At 70.0% G+C, this 15,357-nt stretch carries 16 protein-coding genes and 2 pseudogenes; 9 read left to right on the top strand and 9 right to left on the bottom strand.

All coding sequences use genetic code 11. From position 1 onward, the window contains the following. The coding region (locus tag VNS22_RS27395; protein ID WP_325738255.1) for a hypothetical protein at window positions 1-205 on the bottom strand (205 nt) is incomplete at its 3' end. A gap of 270 nt (window positions 206-475) precedes the next feature. Here VNS22_RS27395 and VNS22_RS27400 point away from each other — a divergent pair. Next, window positions 476-1,483 (top strand): hypothetical protein, encoded by a 1,008-nt coding sequence (locus tag VNS22_RS27400; protein ID WP_325738257.1) that lies wholly within the window; start codon window positions 476-478, stop codon window positions 1,481-1,483. Window positions 1,484-1,551: 68 nt separating this feature from the next. On the opposite strand, the gene VNS22_RS27405 is transcribed toward VNS22_RS27400, so the two are convergent. Beyond that, window positions 1,552-2,295: a cobalt-precorrin-6A reductase gene (locus VNS22_RS27405; RefSeq protein ID WP_325738259.1), complete on the bottom strand. Its 744-nt coding sequence runs from the start codon at window positions 2,293-2,295 to the stop codon at window positions 1,552-1,554. Then, on the bottom strand, window positions 2,274-3,389 hold the full coding sequence (locus VNS22_RS27410; RefSeq protein WP_325738261.1) for a cobalt-precorrin-5B (C(1))-methyltransferase: 1,116 nt from the start codon (window positions 3,387-3,389) through the stop codon (window positions 2,274-2,276). The genes VNS22_RS27405 and VNS22_RS27410 overlap by 22 nt, the downstream gene beginning before the upstream one ends. 27 nt (window positions 3,390-3,416) lie before the next feature. On the opposite strand from VNS22_RS27410, the gene VNS22_RS27415 reads away from it, so the two are divergent. After that, window positions 3,417-4,751 (top strand): cobyrinate a,c-diamide synthase, encoded by a 1,335-nt coding sequence (locus VNS22_RS27415; RefSeq protein ID WP_325738263.1) that lies wholly within the window; start codon window positions 3,417-3,419, stop codon window positions 4,749-4,751. On the opposite strand, the gene cobT is transcribed toward VNS22_RS27415, so the two are convergent. Beyond that, window positions 4,748-5,764, bottom strand: a complete 1,017-nt coding sequence (gene cobT, locus VNS22_RS27420; RefSeq protein ID WP_325738265.1) for a nicotinate-nucleotide--dimethylbenzimidazole phosphoribosyltransferase — start codon at window positions 5,762-5,764, stop codon at window positions 4,748-4,750. The genes VNS22_RS27415 and cobT overlap by 4 nt on opposite strands. A gap of 79 nt (window positions 5,765-5,843) precedes the next feature. On the opposite strand from cobT, the gene cobS reads away from it, so the two are divergent. Then, window positions 5,844-6,596, top strand: coding sequence for an adenosylcobinamide-GDP ribazoletransferase (cobS, locus tag VNS22_RS27425; protein ID WP_325738267.1), 753 nt, complete (start codon window positions 5,844-5,846; stop codon window positions 6,594-6,596). A gap of 279 nt (window positions 6,597-6,875) precedes the next feature. On the opposite strand, the gene VNS22_RS27430 is transcribed toward cobS, so the two are convergent. Beyond that, complete coding sequence (locus VNS22_RS27430; protein ID WP_325738269.1) at window positions 6,876-7,865, bottom strand: SDR family NAD(P)-dependent oxidoreductase; 990 nt, start codon at window positions 7,863-7,865, stop codon at window positions 6,876-6,878. Window positions 7,866-7,944: 79 nt separating this feature from the next. Further along, a complete protein-coding gene (locus tag VNS22_RS27435) occupies window positions 7,945-8,412 on the bottom strand; it encodes a peptidylprolyl isomerase (RefSeq protein WP_325738271.1) in 468 nt (155 codons plus the stop codon). Window positions 8,413-8,678: 266 nt separating this feature from the next. Between VNS22_RS27435 and VNS22_RS27440 the strand changes: the two genes are divergently transcribed. Together VNS22_RS27440 and VNS22_RS27445 are read left to right on the top strand one after the other, a co-directional pair. Beyond that, entirely contained in the window at window positions 8,679-9,914 is a 1,236-nt protein-coding gene (locus tag VNS22_RS27440) for an MFS transporter (protein ID WP_325738273.1), read from the top strand. 120 nt (window positions 9,915-10,034) lie between these two features. Next, the gene (locus VNS22_RS27445) at window positions 10,035-11,135 is read left to right on the top strand and encodes a 3-hydroxyacyl-CoA dehydrogenase family protein (RefSeq protein WP_325738275.1); all 1,101 of its coding nucleotides are present in this window, start codon (window positions 10,035-10,037) and stop codon (window positions 11,133-11,135) included. 113 nt (window positions 11,136-11,248) lie between these two features. Here the strand turns inward: VNS22_RS27445 and ctrA are convergent, their stop codons facing one another. Then, window positions 11,249-11,941 (bottom strand): response regulator transcription factor CtrA, encoded by a 693-nt coding sequence (gene ctrA / locus VNS22_RS27450; RefSeq protein ID WP_325738277.1) that lies wholly within the window; start codon window positions 11,939-11,941, stop codon window positions 11,249-11,251. Between the two features lie 311 nt (window positions 11,942-12,252). Between ctrA and VNS22_RS27455 the strand changes: the two genes are divergently transcribed. The 4 genes and pseudogenes from VNS22_RS27455 to VNS22_RS28660 all read left to right on the top strand — a co-directional run. Beyond that, window positions 12,253-13,554, top strand: coding sequence for a FliI/YscN family ATPase (locus VNS22_RS27455; RefSeq protein WP_325738278.1), 1,302 nt, complete (start codon window positions 12,253-12,255; stop codon window positions 13,552-13,554). Beyond that, window positions 13,551-13,982 (top strand): hypothetical protein, encoded by a 432-nt coding sequence (locus VNS22_RS27460; RefSeq protein WP_325738279.1) that lies wholly within the window; start codon window positions 13,551-13,553, stop codon window positions 13,980-13,982. Before VNS22_RS27455 ends, VNS22_RS27460 begins: the two co-directional genes overlap by 4 nt. A gap of 275 nt (window positions 13,983-14,257) precedes the next feature. After that, window positions 14,258-14,413 carry a hypothetical protein gene (locus tag VNS22_RS27465; RefSeq protein WP_325738281.1) on the top strand — a complete coding sequence of 52 codons (156 nt, stop codon included), beginning with the start codon at window positions 14,258-14,260 and terminating at the stop codon, window positions 14,411-14,413. After that, window positions 14,410-14,782: pseudogene (locus tag VNS22_RS28660) on the top strand (transposase); the annotation flags it as partial. The gene VNS22_RS27465 and the pseudogene VNS22_RS28660, both read left to right, overlap by 4 nt. 92 nt (window positions 14,783-14,874) lie before the next feature. On the opposite strand, the pseudogene VNS22_RS27470 reads toward VNS22_RS28660, so the two are convergent. Next, window positions 14,875-15,216, bottom strand: a pseudogene (locus tag VNS22_RS27470) (transposase); the annotation flags it as partial. Window positions 15,217-15,258: 42 nt separating this feature from the next. Beyond that, window positions 15,259-15,354 (bottom strand): integrase core domain-containing protein, encoded by a 96-nt coding sequence (locus tag VNS22_RS27475; protein WP_414653451.1) that lies wholly within the window; start codon window positions 15,352-15,354, stop codon window positions 15,259-15,261. Between the last annotated feature and the right edge of the window lie 3 nt (window positions 15,355-15,357).

Below are 15,357 nucleotides of genomic sequence, written 5' to 3' on the forward strand. Positions count from 1 at the left end.
CCGCGGTGGAAAGGGCCGCGTTGCGCGTGACGCTGCTCTCGATCCGGTTCTGCACCCAGCTGCCGATGATCGCCATGCCGACCAGGGTCACCGCACTGCCGGCCACCGCGAAGCGCCGGTCCAGCGGCATGGCTGCCAGGCGGGCGAACAGGCCGCGCGGGCGGAAATGGAGGCTGCGGTAGGCTGGCGGCGCGGATCGGGACATGGCTGGCATGGTGGTCCTGCAGCAGCTGGCCGATCGGCCGGCCCGGCCATTCTTGGAAGATCGCTGGCCGGCAGGCCAGTCGAAGTTGAACGTCTCCGACCTTGGTCCGAACCCGCACCGGACCAAGGTCGGAGACAACTTCGCGCATCGGTCCGAGAAGTCCGGCAATGGCCCAGCGCATCTGTACTGTCACTTTCCAGCCGGTACATCTTCCTGTGCTGCCGGTCCAGGCCGCGAAAGATCCTCGACACAATGGTGGAAGTCATCGTCATGACCAAGACTTTAGCGCATTTTCACGGGCTGCGCGACACGGGCGGGCGCGGACCCCGATCAATGCTCGGCCGGCTTGGCAGGCTGGCCGCCACCCTGGCCTGCGTGGCGGCGCTGCCCGGCCTCGCGGAGGCCGCGTCGTCGAAGGGCTGCACCGGCGGGGGCTTCCGCGTCTCGGTGCCCGGGCAGACCGTGAGCGCCGAGGGCGACCATGCCATCCCGGCCGCCCGGCTTTCCGGCGCCACCCAGATCCAGGTGATCGGCAAGTATGTCCAGTTCACCATCGTGGCGCAGAGCTTCGGCATCCAGAACTATCTGTTCACTGGTGCCGCCAATCCGCTCGACATGACCGGCGGGCGCCGCACGGTTGTCTGGCAGAGCAAGACGCCCGACCATCGCGGCCTCGTGCTCACCGGCAACGCCTCGCTCGAGCTCGACGAGGAGGAGTTCGCCATGGAGCGGTCGGGGCCGGGCCTGACCATGAAGATCCAGGCCAAGGACTGCGCCCAGGGCGGGATCTTCCAGATGGAGGTGGAGCGCAGGGACGGCACCACCACCCGATTCACCCACCTGCTGGCCGAGGGCGCATTCTACTTCGACAACCCGAACTTCCGTGCGCGCGAGGGCGATGTCCTGCCCTACAAGGACACGACCGTCACCGTCACGCCCAGGATCAACGTCGCGACGGATCTGGCGCCGCGCCTGGTGGGCCGCGACAGCGCGCAGGTCGCCACCCGGGTGGCCCACCCGACCTGCGCCAACCAGATCCGCCGGCGGAACGCGACCTTCGACGTGGTGCGCCATTGCGGCCGCCTGTCGCAATGGGACGTCGCGAGCGGCGGGCGGATGGGCTGGGTCACCGGCGAGGACGCGGTCGAGGTGGCACCGCCGGCCACGGACTGTGTCAGCGACTGCCAGGCGCAGAACCGGGTGCGCGGCCAGGCCGTGGTGCTGGGCTTCCCCTCGCCGGTCCCGGCGGCCAGCCGGCTCCGGCCGGCTCTGCCCTGATCCTGTACCGGAGGGCGCCGTTCATGGCCCGGATGCGGCGTCTTTCCGGCCGTGGGCTGGCCGAAAGGTCAGCCCAGCCCGGACAGCCAGGAGAGCGCTTCGGACGGGTCGGCCACCGCCGGCCCGTCCGGCTGCGGCGGGCGGGCCAGCAGCACCACCGGGATGCCCTGGGCCCGTGCCGCCAGGATCTTGGCATGGCCTGCCGCACCGCCGGATGCCTTGCTCACCAGCACGTCCACGCCGTAGCGCGCGAGCAGCGCGGCTTCCGCCTCGGGCGTAAACGGCGGGCGCGCCTGCACGTGCACCACGCCCAGCGGCAGGTCCGGGATCGGCTCGATGCTGCGCAGGACCAGCCGCATGCGCGGGTGGAGCTGGAGGAAGGTCGGGGCGGCCTCGTGGCCGGTGGTGAGGAGCGCGGTCTTGCCGAAGTTCGGCAGGATGCGGACTGCCTCGGCGGCATCGGCCACCTCCACCCAGCGGTCTTCCGTCGCGCGCTGCCAGGACGGGCGCAGGAGGCGCAGGCGCGGGATGCCGAGCGCAGCGCAGGCTTCGGCCGCGTGCCAGGGCATCTGCCGTGCGAACGGGTGGGTGGCGTCCACCACCGCTGCCGGGCGCTCGGCCGCCAGCCAGGCGGTCAGGCCTGTGACCCCGCCAAAGCCGCCCTGGCGCAGCTCGCCCGCCACCGGCCCGGGCGCGCTGGTGCGGCCGGCGAGCGAGGTCACGTTTCGCCAGCCCGGCCGGTCCGCCAGGGCTCGGGCGAGACCGGCCGCCTCCGCCGTGCCGCCCAGGATCAGGACCAGCCGGGCGCCCATCCGACCTCCCTGCCCATCCGGTCATATACCAGCACTTCCACTGCCACTGCGTCCCCCGCCACCGCCTGCGCCACCGTGCGCGCCTGCTCCGCCACGTGCTGCGCCAGGGGGAAGCCCAGCGCTTCGGCGGCCTGGTGCAGCTCCAGGGCGGTGTTGGCGGTGGCGGCCAGCGCCACGAGCGGTGCCGGTGCCGCCATTGTCCGCAGCAGGTCGGCCAGCGCCTCGGGACGCATCGGGTTGCGCGCGGAGTGGAGATCCATGGCACCCTGCGCCAGCTTGGTGAGCTTGGCGAAGCCGCCGGCCAGCGTCAGCCGGGCGACCGGGTGGCGGCGCAGATATTTCAGCGTGCCGCCCGCGAAGTCACCCATGTCGAGCAGGGCCAAGTCCGACAGCGCATGGCGCTGCCGCACCGCGGCTTCCGAGGTAGAGCCGGTGCAGGCCGCCACGTGATCGAGCCCGGCCGCGCGCGCCACGTCGATGCCGCGCTGGATCGAATGGATCCAGGCCGAGCAGGAATAGGGCACGACGACCCCGGTGGTACCCAGGATGGACAGGCCGCCCAGAATGCCGAGCCGCGGGTTCCAGGTCCTGGCGGCGATCTCGGCGCCGTTCGGGATCGACACCGTCACGCTCACGTCGGCGGGCTGGCCCGTGGCGGCGGCCACCTCCTCCAGGGCCGTGCGGATCATCGCGCGAGGCCCGGGATTGATGGCGGGCTCGCCCGGCGGCAGGGGCAGGCCCGGCAGGGTCACCGTGCCCACGCCCGGACCGGCGAGAAAGTGGATGCCGCTGCCGGGCGGACCGGGTGCGACCGTGGCGCCGACCTCGCAGCCATGGGTCACGTCCGGGTCGTCGCCGGCATCCTTCACGATCGCGGCGAATGCCCGGCCGGCGGCGAGCTCTGTGCGGGCGAGCGGCAGGGTCGCGCTGCCGCCGTGCGGCAGGGTGATCTCGACCGGGTCGGGGAAGCCGGCGCCGGCCAGCGCCTGGAACGCGGCCTTGGCGGCGCCGGTGGCACAGGTCCCCGTGGTCCAGCCGCGGCGCAGCGGCGGGGACGGCGCGGACGTCGTGTCGGCGCTCGGTTTCGTCGCCATGCCCGGCTATCCTTGCCCGGTCACTGGATGCACCGGGAGACTCCCATCAGCTCCGCCCCCACCCTTCTGGTCGCCGCGACCGCCTCGGGCTCGGGCAAGACCGCGATCACCGCCGCGATCCTGCGCGCGCTTGGCCGGCGCGGCCAGACCGTGGGCGGCTTCAAGGTCGGCCCCGACTATATCGACCCGGCCTTTCACCGGGCAGCCACCGGCCGGCCTTGTCCCAATGTCGATCCCTGGGCGATGCGGGTCGCCACCCAGACCGCCATCCTGGAGCAGGCCGGGCTGGCGGTCGACCTGCTGGTCGGCGAAGGCGTGATGGGCCTGTTCGACGGGGCGGCGGACGGCACCGGGGCCACCGCCGATCTGGCCGCCACCCTCGCCATCCCGGTCGTGCTGGTGGTGAATGCCAAGGGCATGGGCGCCTCGGTCGCGGCACTGATCGAGGGGTTCTGCCACCATCGCTCCGACGTGGCGGTGGCGGGCGTGATCTTCAACCGGGTGAACACCGACACCCATGCCAGGCTGCTGCGCCAAGCCTGTGCCGGCCGGCTTTCCATCCCGATCCTGGGCTTCCTCCCGGACGATCCGGCCCTGACGCTGCCCGAGCGTCATCTGGGCCTGGTCCAGGCGCAGGAGCTGGCCGGGCTCGACCGGCAGCTCGACCAGGCAGCGCGGCTGGTGGAGCGGCGTCTCGACCTGCCGCGCCTGATCCGCCTGGCCCGCTTTCCGTCGGTGGCCGCCCTGCCGCACCGGGCGGCACCGCTGAACCCGCCCGGCCAGCGGATCGCCCTGGCCGACGATGCCGCGTTCGCCTTCGCCTATCCCTCGGTCCTGGCCGGCTGGCGGGCGCGCGGTGCCGAGCTCCTGCCCTTCTCGCCGCTGGCCGACCAGCCGCCCGATCCGGGCGCCGATGCGGTCTACCTGCCGGGGGGCTACCCGGAGCTGCATGCCGCCACGCTCTCCGGCGCCGGCCGGTTCATGGCCGGCCTGCGCGCCGTGGCCGCCAAGGGGGCCGCCGTCTATGGCGAGTGCGGCGGCTATATGGTGCTGGGCGAGGTGCTGGTCGACCGGGACGGCCAGGCCCAGCCCATGAGCGGCCTCCTGCCGGTGGTGACCAGCTTCGCCCGGCCGAGGCTGCATCTGGGCTACCGGCGCGTGACCGGCCGGCACTCCTCGCCCCTGGGCCTGGCCGGGACCGGCTGGCGGGGCCACGAATTCCACTATGCCAGCGAGCTGGAGGCGCGCGGTCCACGGCTGTTCGGTCTGGCCGATGCGCGCGGCGAGCCCCGTGCCGATGCCGGCTGCGTGCTGGGCCGGGTCTGTGGCAGTTTCGTCCATCTGGTCGACCGCGCCGACTAGCAGCCTTCCCTCCCGGTGGGGCGGTCCGCCACGCCCGCCTCGGCGAAGCTCGCCATGCCGGTGTGGCAGGCGAGTGCCGCGCGTACCACCTGGATCGCCAGCGCCGCGCCCGATCCCTCGCCCAGCCGCATCTCCAGGTCGAGCAGCGGCTGGAGCCCCAGCCGGCCCAGCAGGGCGCGATGGGCATGCTCGGCCGAGACATGGCCGGCCAGGCAATGGGCGACGGCATCTGGATCCAGGCGGAACAGCACGGCCGCCGCGGCGCCGGTGACGAAGCCGTCCAGCAGCACCGGTATCCGGCGCCGGCGCGCCTCGAGGATGCAGCCGGCCATGGCCGCCAGCTCGAACCCGCCGAGCGCCTGCAGGACCCGCTCCGGATCGTCCAGCGCGTCCTGGTGCCGGGCCAGGCCCGCATCCACCACCGCCGCCTTGCGGCGGATACCGTCCGCGTCCAGGCCGGTGCCGGCACCGCACCATTCCCGGCCGCTGCCGCCCAGCAGGGCCGCGCAGACCGCCGCGGCGGTGGCGGTGTTGCCGATGCCCATCTCGCCGATCGCCAGGAGATCCACGTCTTCTCCGATGGCGCGCCTGCCGGCCCCGACCGCGGCGGCGCATTCCGCCGGATCCATCGCCGCAGACCTCGTCCAGTCGCGCGTCGTCCAGTGCGGGAACGGGTCGTGCACCAGGAGCCGAGCACCGCTCGAGCGCGCCAGCTGGTTGATCGCGGCCCCGCCCTTGCGGAAGTTGCGGACCATCTGGTCGGTGACCGCGGCCGGATAGGCGGACACGCCCTGGGCGACCACGCCGTGGCGGCCGGCGAAGACATGGACCTCGACCCGGTCCAGCCGGGGCGGATGGCGGCCCTGCCAGGCACAGAGATGGGCCGTCACCTCCTCCAGCCGTCCGAGCGCGCCTTCGGGCTTGGTCAGCGTCGCCTCGCGCTGCCGTGCTGCCGCGAGCGGTGCTGGATCGGGCGGCGGCAGCGCCGTCACGTCGAGGATCGGTTTGCTCATGGCGGCGTTTCCGAGGCTGGGGTACCGACCGGCAGGAGGGCAGACTCTGCCCTCAGACCGGCTGGCACGGACACAAGACTTGCTCCACGACGTCAAGATCGCCCTGCAGTTCCTGACCAGGCTGCCGATCCGGACCGGCGATCCCTCGGGCATGGCCGGCATCGCACGCGCTGCCTGGGCGTTCCCTCTGGCAGGCCTGGTGGTGGCCGCCGCCGCTGCGCTCGTCTTTCTCCTGGCGGACCGGATCGGGCTGCCGCCCGTGCTCGCCGCGATCCTGGCCCTGGCCGCGTCCATCGCCCTGACCGGGGCGCTGCACGAGGACGGGCTGGCCGACCTGTTCGACGCGCTGGGCGGCCATGCCGGCCGGGCGCGCGCGCTCGAGATCATGCGCGACAGCCGGATCGGCACCTACGGTACGCTCGCCCTGCTGCTCACCCTGGCACTGCGTGCCGGTGCACTTGCCATGCTCGCCACGCCCGGCCGGGTCGCCCTGGTCCTGGTCGGCGCCGCCTGCCTGTCGCGGAGCGCCATGGTAGTCACGATGGCGCTCCAGCACCCGGCCCGGTCCGATGGCCTGGGTGCCGCCGCCGGCCGGGTGACACCGGCCAGAGCCGCACTGGCCGTCGCCATCGGGAGCCTCTGTCTGCTGGCCGCGGCGGATCCGGCCCCGGTGCTGGCCATGCTCGCTGCTGCCGCCGGTACCCTGGCGCTCGCCATCCGCTGGACCCAGCGGCGGCTCGGCGGCTTTACCGGCGACACGCTGGGCGGCACGCAGCAACTGGTCGAGACCGCATGCCTGCTGGCCGCCGTCGCCAGCCTGGGCGCGGGCTGAAGACGGCAGCAGCTCGGGATGTTCCAGCGATCCCGGCGACCATCGTGCGGTAGAGCGGGCATCAGCATCTAGCCCGAAGCCACCAACATCCAAGAGCGACACGGTCGAATCGGACACTGAATCCAGGCATCCAGCACGCATCCAGCGGCCCCGTCTGGATTTCCGGCGGCCCCGCTGCCTTCAGGTGATGCTCCACCCGACCATCGGGCGGCGGGAAACGGGAGGCATGGTCAGGTGCTTCTCAGCGTCTCTGCGTCAGCGGGTGCCACCTGCCGCTCCTCAATTCACCCCATGGTAGCGCTTGTACCACTGGATGAATTTCGGCAGCCCCTCTTCCAATGGGGTCTTGGGCTCGAAGCCCAGGTCGCGCCGGCTGGCCTCGATGTCGGCATAGGTGGCGGGCACGTCGCCCGGCTGCATCGGCGCCAGACGGATCTCCGCCGTGCGCCCCAGTTCCTGCTCGATGATCCGGACGAAGGTCTTCAGGTCGTTCGGCCGGTGGTTGCCCAGATTGTACACGCGGGCCGGCACGCCCTGCGCGTCGGATGCCGGCGGCCGGTCGAGCGCCGCCAGCACGCCCGCCACGATGTCGTCGATATAGGTGAAGTCGCGCTGCATCTCGCCATGGTTGAACAGCGTGATCGGCCGCCCCTTGGCGATCGCATCGGCGAAGATGTAGGCCGCCATGTCCGGGCGGCCCCACGGCCCGTACACGGTGAAGAAGCGCAGGCCGGTCTGCGGGATCCGGTAGAGATGGGCATAGGCGTAGGAGAGCAGCTCGTCCGCCCGCTTGGTCGCGGCATAGAGCGAGACCGGCCGCTCCACCGGATCGTCCACGGAGAACGGCGTCTTGTCGTTGCCGCCATAGACCGAGCTGCTCGACGCGTAGACGAAGCTGGTCAGCTTGGGCAGGTCGTGGCGCGCCACCTCCAGCATGACCATGTGCCCCACCAGGTTGGCGCGCACATAGTCGAACGGTGCGGTGAGCGAGTGGCGCACGCCGGCCTGGGCCGCCAGATGCACCACGCCGGTGATCTCGTCCCCGTGCTCCTTGGCGATCGCCCGGATCTGGTCCAGCTCGGCGATGTCCGCGCGGATGAACCGGTAGCCTTCCCGCCCCGCGATCTCGGCCAGCCGCGCCTCTTTGAGCGCCGGATCGTAATAGGCGTTGACGATGTCCACGCCGATCACTGCCTCGCCGCGGTCCAGCAGCGCCCGGGCGACATGGAAGCCGATGAAGCCGGCGACACCGGTGACGAGAATGGTCATGGGCCAGAAATTCCGCGCAGGAAGGCTGCCGGACCTGCTAGCGCAGGCCCGGCCGGACGACTAGGGACGCGCGTCCGGATCAGCCGCCCGCGGGCGCGTCGGCCGCGACGTAGACGCGGACCATCTTGTCCGGATTGGCCGGCGGCTCGCCCTTGGCGATCGCGTCGACCAGCTCCATGCCGTCCACCACCTTGCCGAACACGGTGTACTGCCCGTCCAGCCAGTCGGACCGGTCGAAGCAGATGAAGAACTGGCTGTTCGCGCTGTTCGGGTTCTGCGAGCGCGCCATGCCCAGCGTGCCGCGCTCGAACGGCGTGCGGGTGAACTCGGCCTTCAGGTTCGGCTTGTCCGAGCCGCCCATGCCCGTGCCGGTCGGGTCGCCGGTCTGCGCCATGAAGCCGGGAATGACGCGATGGAAGACGATGCCGTCGTAGAAGCCGTCCCTGGCGAGTTCCTTGATCCGCGCGACATGGTTCGGGGCCAGGTCGGGGCGCAGCTCGACGGTCACCTTGCCGCTCGCCAGTTCGATGATGAGGGTATTGTCCAAGTCTCGGGCCTCCGCGCCGCTGATGGCCGGCTGCGTGGCCAGAATGGCCGCGCCGATGACGAGAGCTCTTCTGGTGGTCACCAACCGACCCCTTCACCCATATGGTCGCAAGTCCGGCCGGGCCCACCCCGACCGGCCCGGGTAGTCGCAGAAATCCGGCCGGCTGAGAACCCCGTTGCCGCGCCGCTGCCTGTGTGTCTGGCGCCATCGCGACCGAGCCGCCATGTTTGGCCGGTCAGAGAGCAGGAAGGACGATTCGGGCCGACATGACGAGCTTGGCGCTGGCGCCCACGGGGCGTCGCGACGTCGAGGTGATCAGCCTCATCGGAGCGGGGCATTTCTTTGCCCATTTCTACATCCTGGCCCTGCCGCCCCTGTTCCCGCTCCTCACCGTGGGACTGGGGTTCAGCTATGCGGAGCTGGGCCTGGGCCTGGCCGTCCTGAACCTGGCGACCGGGCTGGCGCAGGTGCCGATCGGCATGCTCGTCGACCGCTACGGGGCGTTCTGGCCGCTCCTGCTGGGCCAGGCCTGCTTCGCGCTGGGCATCGGGCTGGTGGCGCTGGCGCCGGGCTATCCCGTCTTCCTCTGCCTGATGGCGCTGGCCGGCCTGGGCAATGCGGTGTTCCATCCGGCCGACTACGCGATCCTGGCGGGCTCGGTGAGCCGGGGATGGCTGGGCCGTGGCTTCGCCGTGCACACGTTCGGCGGCTATCTGGGCTTCGCTGCCGCGCCGGCCGTTCTCCTGCCGCTGTCCGGCTGGCTCGGCTGGCAGTTCGCCCTGGGGCTGAGCGCCCTGGCCGGCCTGGCCTTCGCCGGGGTGCTGATCGCCTTCCGGCATCATCTCGCGAGCGAGCAGGCCACGGCACCGGGGACGGCACCCATGCGTGGTGGCAGCACGCTGCGCCTGTTCCTCGGCTGGCCGGTCGCGATGGCGTTCCTGTTCTTCGCCCTGATCTCCGCCGGCCAGGGCGGCTTCAGCAATTTCGGCACCGCCACGCTGGAGCAGCTTCCCGGCATCGGCCTGGCCCAGGCCGGCCTGCCCGTATTCCTCTATCTGGCGGCTTCGGCGGTGGGCGTGTTGCTGGGCGGACAGATCGCCGACCGGACCAGCCGTCATGGCCTGGTGGTCGCGGTCTGCTTCGGCAGCATCACCCTGGTGGCGCTGCTCCTCACCCTGCCCTCGCTCGGCCTCGTCCCCGTCACGCTCCTGTTCGTGCTGGCCGGGCTGTTCGGCGGCGCCGTCAGCCCCTCGCGCGACCTGATGGTCAAGCAGATCACGCCGGCCGGGGCATCCGGCCGCGTGTTCGGCTTCGTCACCATCGGCTTCAATGTCGGCACGCTCGCCTCGGCACCTCTGTTCGGTCATCTCCTGGACCTCGGCATGGCCCGTGGCGTGTTCTGGCTGGTGGCCGCCATCTCGCTGGCGTCGATCGTCACGATCCTCGGCAGCCGGGGTGCCGGCCGGGACGACCCGCGCGTGGCGCGCTCCGGCGGCCGCTGAACGGGAGGGCAGAAGGGGGCGGGCCGGCGCGGGAGCCGCGCGGGCAGCTGCCCCCTTCCGCGTCCGGCCGGCAAAGTCTAGAGCCTGCGCGACGAGGAACGGAGCAAGGGATAGTCCACCATGGGCATCAGCCGGGTCGGCATCGTCGGTGCAGGAACGATGGGCGGCGGCATCGCGACGGCTACCGCACAGGCGGGCGTGGACGTCGTGCTGATCGATGCGCGGGAGGGCGTCGCCCAGGCGGCGGTCGACCAGGCACGCGCCTTCTATGCCAAGGCCGTCGGCCGGGGGCGGCTCACCCAGGAACAGGCGGACGAGGCCGGCCGCCGGTTGCAGGTCACGTCCACGCTGGACGGGCTGGTGGACTGCGACCTGGTGATCGAGGCCGTGTTCGAGGACATGGCGCTCAAGACCGACGTGCTAGCCAAGATCGCCGCGGTGGTCCGTCCCGACGCGCTGATCGCCACCAACACGTCCTGCCTGCGGGTGTCGGAGCTGGCGCAGTCTGTGCCGCAGCCGGGGCGCTTCCTGGGCCTGCACTATTTCAGCCCGGCCCAGGTCAACCCGATCGTCGAGGTGGTCCGCGGCGACGCTACCACCGATGCCACCGTCCAGGCCGGGCTGGCCTTCACCCGCGCGACCGGCAAGGAGCCGCTCGCCTGCAAGGATCAGTGGGGCTTCTGCATCAACCGGTTCTTCTGTCCCTACACCAACGAGGCGGCCCGCCTGGTCGACGAGGGCCTGGCAGTTCCCGGCGAGATCGATCTGGCCGCCAAGGAGGCGCTGGGCGCTGCGGCCGGCCCGTTCCTGGTGATGAACCTGGTCAAGCCGCGGATCGCCCTCCATGCGCTCCGTAACCTCTCCCCGCTCGGCGCCTTCTACGCGCCCGCGCGATCGATGGCCGTGACCGGTGATGCGGAGGCTTCCTGGACCATCGATCCGCCCGGCGACATCGATCCCGATCGCATGGCGGTGCTGTGCGACCGGTTGCGCGGCGCCACCTTCCTGCCGGTCCTGCAGGAACTGGATGAAGGGGTGGCCGGGCCGGACGAGATCGATCACGGCGCCCGGGCCGCGCTCAAGTTCGCCAAGCCGCCCTGCGCGCTGATGGACGAACTGGGCCGCGCCGAGGTCGAACGTCTGCTCCAGCCCTTGTGCCAGCAATATGGCACGGCGATGCCGAAAGCACTCGATCGGGTCGGCAGTCTCACCCGCGGCTGAGCGGTCGGCGGCACCCACCGCCGGAGATTGCCTGGCCGGGCTCGGCCGGCGCGCCATGCCGTGGCGTGCCGGCTGGCGAAGCCTGCACGAGACGCTTGGTCTACCTGTCGCTTTCAGGCGCACTTGGCGAGGCCCGGGTCCTTGAGGACATAGCCCCTGCCCCAGACCGTCTCGATGTAATGGTCGCCGCCGGTCACCGCCGCGATCTTCTTGCGCAGCTTGCAGATGAACACGTCGATGATCTTGAGCTCCGGCTCGTCGATCCCGCCATACAGGTGATCCAGGAACATCTCCTTGGTGAGCGTCGTGCCCTTGCGCAGGGAGAGCAGTTCCAGGATGCTGTATTCCTTGGCGGTGACGTGCAGGCGCATGCCGTCGATCTCGATCAGTCGCGTGTCGAGGTTCACCACCATCCGTCCGGTCGCGATCGTCGACTCGGCGTGGCCCTTGGCGCGTCGTACCACCGCCTGGATCCGGGCGGTCAGCTCGGCCCGCGCGAATGGCTTGGTGATGTAGTCGTCGGCGCCTGTGGCTAGGCCACGCACTTTGTCGTCGATGTCCTGCTTGCCGGACAGAATCAGGATCGGAGTCTGGATCCTGGCGGCGCGCAGTCGCCGCACCACCTCGTGGCCGTCCATGTCGGGCAGACGCAGGTCGAGGACGATGATGTCGAAGTCGTAGAGCTTCGCCAGCTCGATCCCGTCTTCGCCGCGTTCGGCCGGCTCGATCACGATGTTCTCGCACTTGAGCGCGCTCTCCACGAGCTTGGCGGAAACCGGATCGTCTTCGATCACCAGCGCACGCATCGACTTCTCCATGTCCTGAGCCCGCGACACCGTCTCAAAGCCAGATTAGGGCAGGTTCCTTAAACATCTGTTAATGGAAGCTTGTCTATCATCCACTTCGCCAGGGACAGCCGAGCGGGTCGCCCTGATGTCACCAGATGAACCATGCAACTGCTGGTAGGGACAACTGAAAATTGACCCAAGTTAACAATTGCAACCTGGATGAGCATGTTGCCGGAAAGCTTGGTGAATATGGCGGAGCCCATGCTGTTCACGTCGAGAATTTTCTCGCGCATCTGGCGAAGCGGAGAGACCCGATACTCGGTGGGCGAGTGAGACGCTGCCGGTCGGGCAGCCTCGTGGTCGAGGGCCTGAACGAGCGGATCGGAATCGGTGACGTGTGCCGGATCGAGCAACATGTCCATCCGACCGGCATGTTCGCTTCCCAGGACGCCGTCCTCGCCGAAGTGGTGGGATTCGGCCCCGAGGGCGTCCAGATGATTGCATTCGAGGAGGTAAACGGCGTCCGCTACGGTGCGAGGGTCCGGCCCGACCAAGCGTTGGGGCTGGCACGTCCCGCGAGAAGCTGGCTCGGCCGGGTGGTCGATCCCATGGCCGCGCCGCTCGATGGCGGCGGTCCACTGGAGCAAGGGACCGTGGCCTATCCGCTCCAGTCCCGCGCCGAGGCTGCCCTGGGGCGCCGGCCGATCGGGCGGCGCCTGGATCTCGGCGTGCGGGCGATGAACCTGTTCACTCCATGCTGCGAAGGCCAGCGGCTCGGGATCTTCGCGGGCTCGGGTGTGGGCAAGTCGACCCTCCTGTCGATGATCGCCCGGCACAGCGATGCCGACGCGCTCGTCATCGGCCTGATCGGCGAGCGCGGCCGCGAGGTCGGCGAGTTCCTGGAGCATACGCTGGGCCCGGAGGGGCGCCAGCGGAGCGTGCTGATCGTGGCGACCTCCGACCTTCCCGCGATGCTGCGCCGGCGCGCTGCCTATCTGACCATGGCGGTCGCCGAGGCGCTGCGCGACCAGGGGCTGAACGTGCTCTGCCTGATCGATAGCGTTACGCGGTTTGCCATGGCGCTGCGGGAGATCTACCTGGCCGCCGGTGAGGGGCCAGCCACCCGCGGCTATCCGCCCTCGGTCTTTGCCGAACTGCCGCGCCTGCTGGAGCGGGCCGGCCCGGGCAGCGGGACTGGCAGCATCACCGGCCTGTTCAGCGTGCTCGTCGACGGCGACGACGATGACGAGCCGGTGAGCGACACGGTGCGCGGTATCCTGGATGGCCATGTCATGCTTGCCAGGAGCATCGCCGAGGCCGGGCGTTTCCCGGCGATCGATATCCTGCGCTCGGTGTCGAGGACCGCCCCCGGCTGCTACCGGCCAGACGAGCGGGAGCTGGTGCGCCGGGGACGAGAGCTGCTGCGGCGCTACGCCGACATGGCGGAACTGATCCAGCTGGGTGCTTACCGGCAGGGCACCGATGCGGATATCGACGAGGCGATCCTGCGGCGCCCGGCACTGGAGGCGCTGCTGCGCCAGGAGGTCGACGAGCCCTGGCGGCCTGGCGAAGAGTTTGCGGCGCTGGCCCGATCTCTGGGCCATGGCGTTCCGACCCAAGCAGTCGCATGAGCGACCGCTCTACCCTCGAAGTGCTGGCCCGGCTGCGCCGCCAGGAGCTCGACGCGACCAGGCAGGCGCTGGCACGGGTCGAACAATCGATCGCAACCAGCCAGAGCGAGCGGCGCTCGGTCTGGCTGGTCGCAGACATGATGGAGTTCGAAGCGTCCGGCCACGCGCTGCATGGTCGTGGGATGCTGCTCGCAGCCGCCCGGGCCCGCTCGACCCAGCTCGCCGATGAGATTCGGGTTCTGGAAGGGCTGCGCGACGGGCTTCTCGCCAAGGCCAAGCTCGATCTGGCCGGCTGCCGGCAAATCGAGCTGGTTGCCGAGCGCCGCGCCCTGACCGAACGGCGCGCCCAGCTGCTACACCAGCAGCACGCGACAGACGAGCGGACAATGTACCGGACGGCACTCTGTCACGAGCTGGCGAAGTCCTGACTGAAATGCCGGCAAAGTCGCTGGGATGATCGGTTCTCAGATTAATCACCATGTCCTCGTTGGGAAGTTCCATGCCTGATCGACCCTGTCCTTCTGACCTGAGCGGCGCAGAATGGAGGACGCTGGGACCACTCCTGCCACCACCCTCCCACCTTGGGCCCACCGAGGTGGCTGCGACGAGGCATGGGGTAGCTGTATGGTCCCGGGGAGTAGTGGCCGGGTCGGTGGTTTAGGATGGAGTTGCGACGCTTCATCCCGAACCGACGAGGGATCCGATGACCGAGGACAGACTGCCACTGGCGGAATTCCTGCAGAAGGCCGGCGATGGCGACTTCCTGCGTGCGGTGGGCGAAACCGTGCTGCAACTCGTCATGGAGAGGGGTGGTCTCTGGATTTCGGACAGGCGGATGAGCTTGGTTCGTTCAGCATGAAGGGCGGACCCGATCACGGTAGTGACCAGAGTTCAAGGCAAGGGGCACTGGAGGCGCTGCATGGAGAGCCGACAACAGCACAGCTGGCGGCCAGGCACGACATTCACCAGACGATGGTGAGCGAGTGGAAGCGGCAGACGATGGAGGTCTGGCGTCGGTATTCGCCGGCAGGTCGCCAGCCCAGGAGACGGCAAAGGCCACTGAGGCCGAGGTGGAGAAGCTGCACGCCAAGATCGGGCAGTTGCTGGTGGAGCGAGTTTCTTTGGCGGCAGCGTCCGGTCGATGAGCCTGGACCGTAGACGCCGGATGATCGAGCCGAAGCATTCGCAGCTGTCGATCCTGCGCCAGTGCGAGCTGGTGTCGATCAGTCACGGAGTTCTACCGCTACCCTGATTATCCCCAGGATTTCGCGGGCAGCTCTGCTACGCTCCTTGGGAGCGAGTAAGAGCGCCTAGGGACTATTAGTCCTTGAGCCAGTCGAGAGCAGCAGCAAGGCAGAGGACGCCCATGAAGGAGTTGGCCGTCTTCTCATAGCGGGTGGCGATCGCCCGCCACTCCTTGAGCCTGGCCCATAAGTGCTCGACCCATCGAGAGCGCTGCTCTCGATCAGTTGTGGTAGATCCAGCCGGGACCGGCGCCTCGTGCCGCTGTGGCGGGATCACCGGCCGGCTGCCCCTCGGCGGTCTGCTGACCGCCGAGGGGCAGCCTTCTGCTGAAGGCTGATGGTTCCAGATGTGCTCGCGGAAGGCATGGCTGGTGTAGCCGCGATCGGCCACCACCCAGCGTGGCACGCTTGGCAGCCGAGTGGAGTGCACCCTGTTTGACCGAACAGGGTCTGGGTTGGGTTAAGCACTGACTTTGCGGAACTCGGCGGGTGATTGGAAGCGCAGCGCGGAGTGCGGGTGGACATTGTTGTAGTCGTCCATCCAGGCCTGCAGCAGCCC

The organism is Geminicoccus sp. (assembly GCF_035556675.1).
Lineage (GTDB): Bacteria > Pseudomonadota > Alphaproteobacteria > Geminicoccales > Geminicoccaceae > Geminicoccus.

What these genes read in the sequence shown, in the direction of transcription:
- VNS22_RS27430 (WP_325738269.1), bottom strand. Translation starts at nt 7,865, where the DNA reads ATGACCATTCTCGTCACCGGTGTCGCCGGCTTCATCGGCTTCCATGTC.
- VNS22_RS27410 (WP_325738261.1), bottom strand. Translation starts at nt 3,389, where the DNA reads ATGGCGACGAAACCGAGCGCCGACACGACGTCCGCGCCGTCCCCGCCG.
- VNS22_RS27415 (WP_325738263.1), top strand. Translation starts at nt 3,417, where the DNA reads ATGCACCGGGAGACTCCCATCAGCTCCGCCCCCACCCTTCTGGTCGCC.
- VNS22_RS27465 (WP_325738281.1), top strand. Translation starts at nt 14,258, where the DNA reads ATGACCGAGGACAGACTGCCACTGGCGGAATTCCTGCAGAAGGCCGGC.
- VNS22_RS27460 (WP_325738279.1), top strand. Translation starts at nt 13,551, where the DNA reads ATGAGCGACCGCTCTACCCTCGAAGTGCTGGCCCGGCTGCGCCGCCAG.
- VNS22_RS27445 (WP_325738275.1), top strand. Translation starts at nt 10,035, where the DNA reads ATGGGCATCAGCCGGGTCGGCATCGTCGGTGCAGGAACGATGGGCGGC.
- VNS22_RS27405 (WP_325738259.1), bottom strand. Translation starts at nt 2,295, where the DNA reads ATGGGCGCCCGGCTGGTCCTGATCCTGGGCGGCACGGCGGAGGCGGCC.
- VNS22_RS27400 (WP_325738257.1), top strand. Translation starts at nt 476, where the DNA reads ATGACCAAGACTTTAGCGCATTTTCACGGGCTGCGCGACACGGGCGGG.
- VNS22_RS27440 (WP_325738273.1), top strand. Translation starts at nt 8,679, where the DNA reads ATGACGAGCTTGGCGCTGGCGCCCACGGGGCGTCGCGACGTCGAGGTG.
- cobT (WP_325738265.1), bottom strand. Translation starts at nt 5,764, where the DNA reads ATGAGCAAACCGATCCTCGACGTGACGGCGCTGCCGCCGCCCGATCCA.
- ctrA (WP_325738277.1), bottom strand. Translation starts at nt 11,941, where the DNA reads ATGCGTGCGCTGGTGATCGAAGACGATCCGGTTTCCGCCAAGCTCGTG.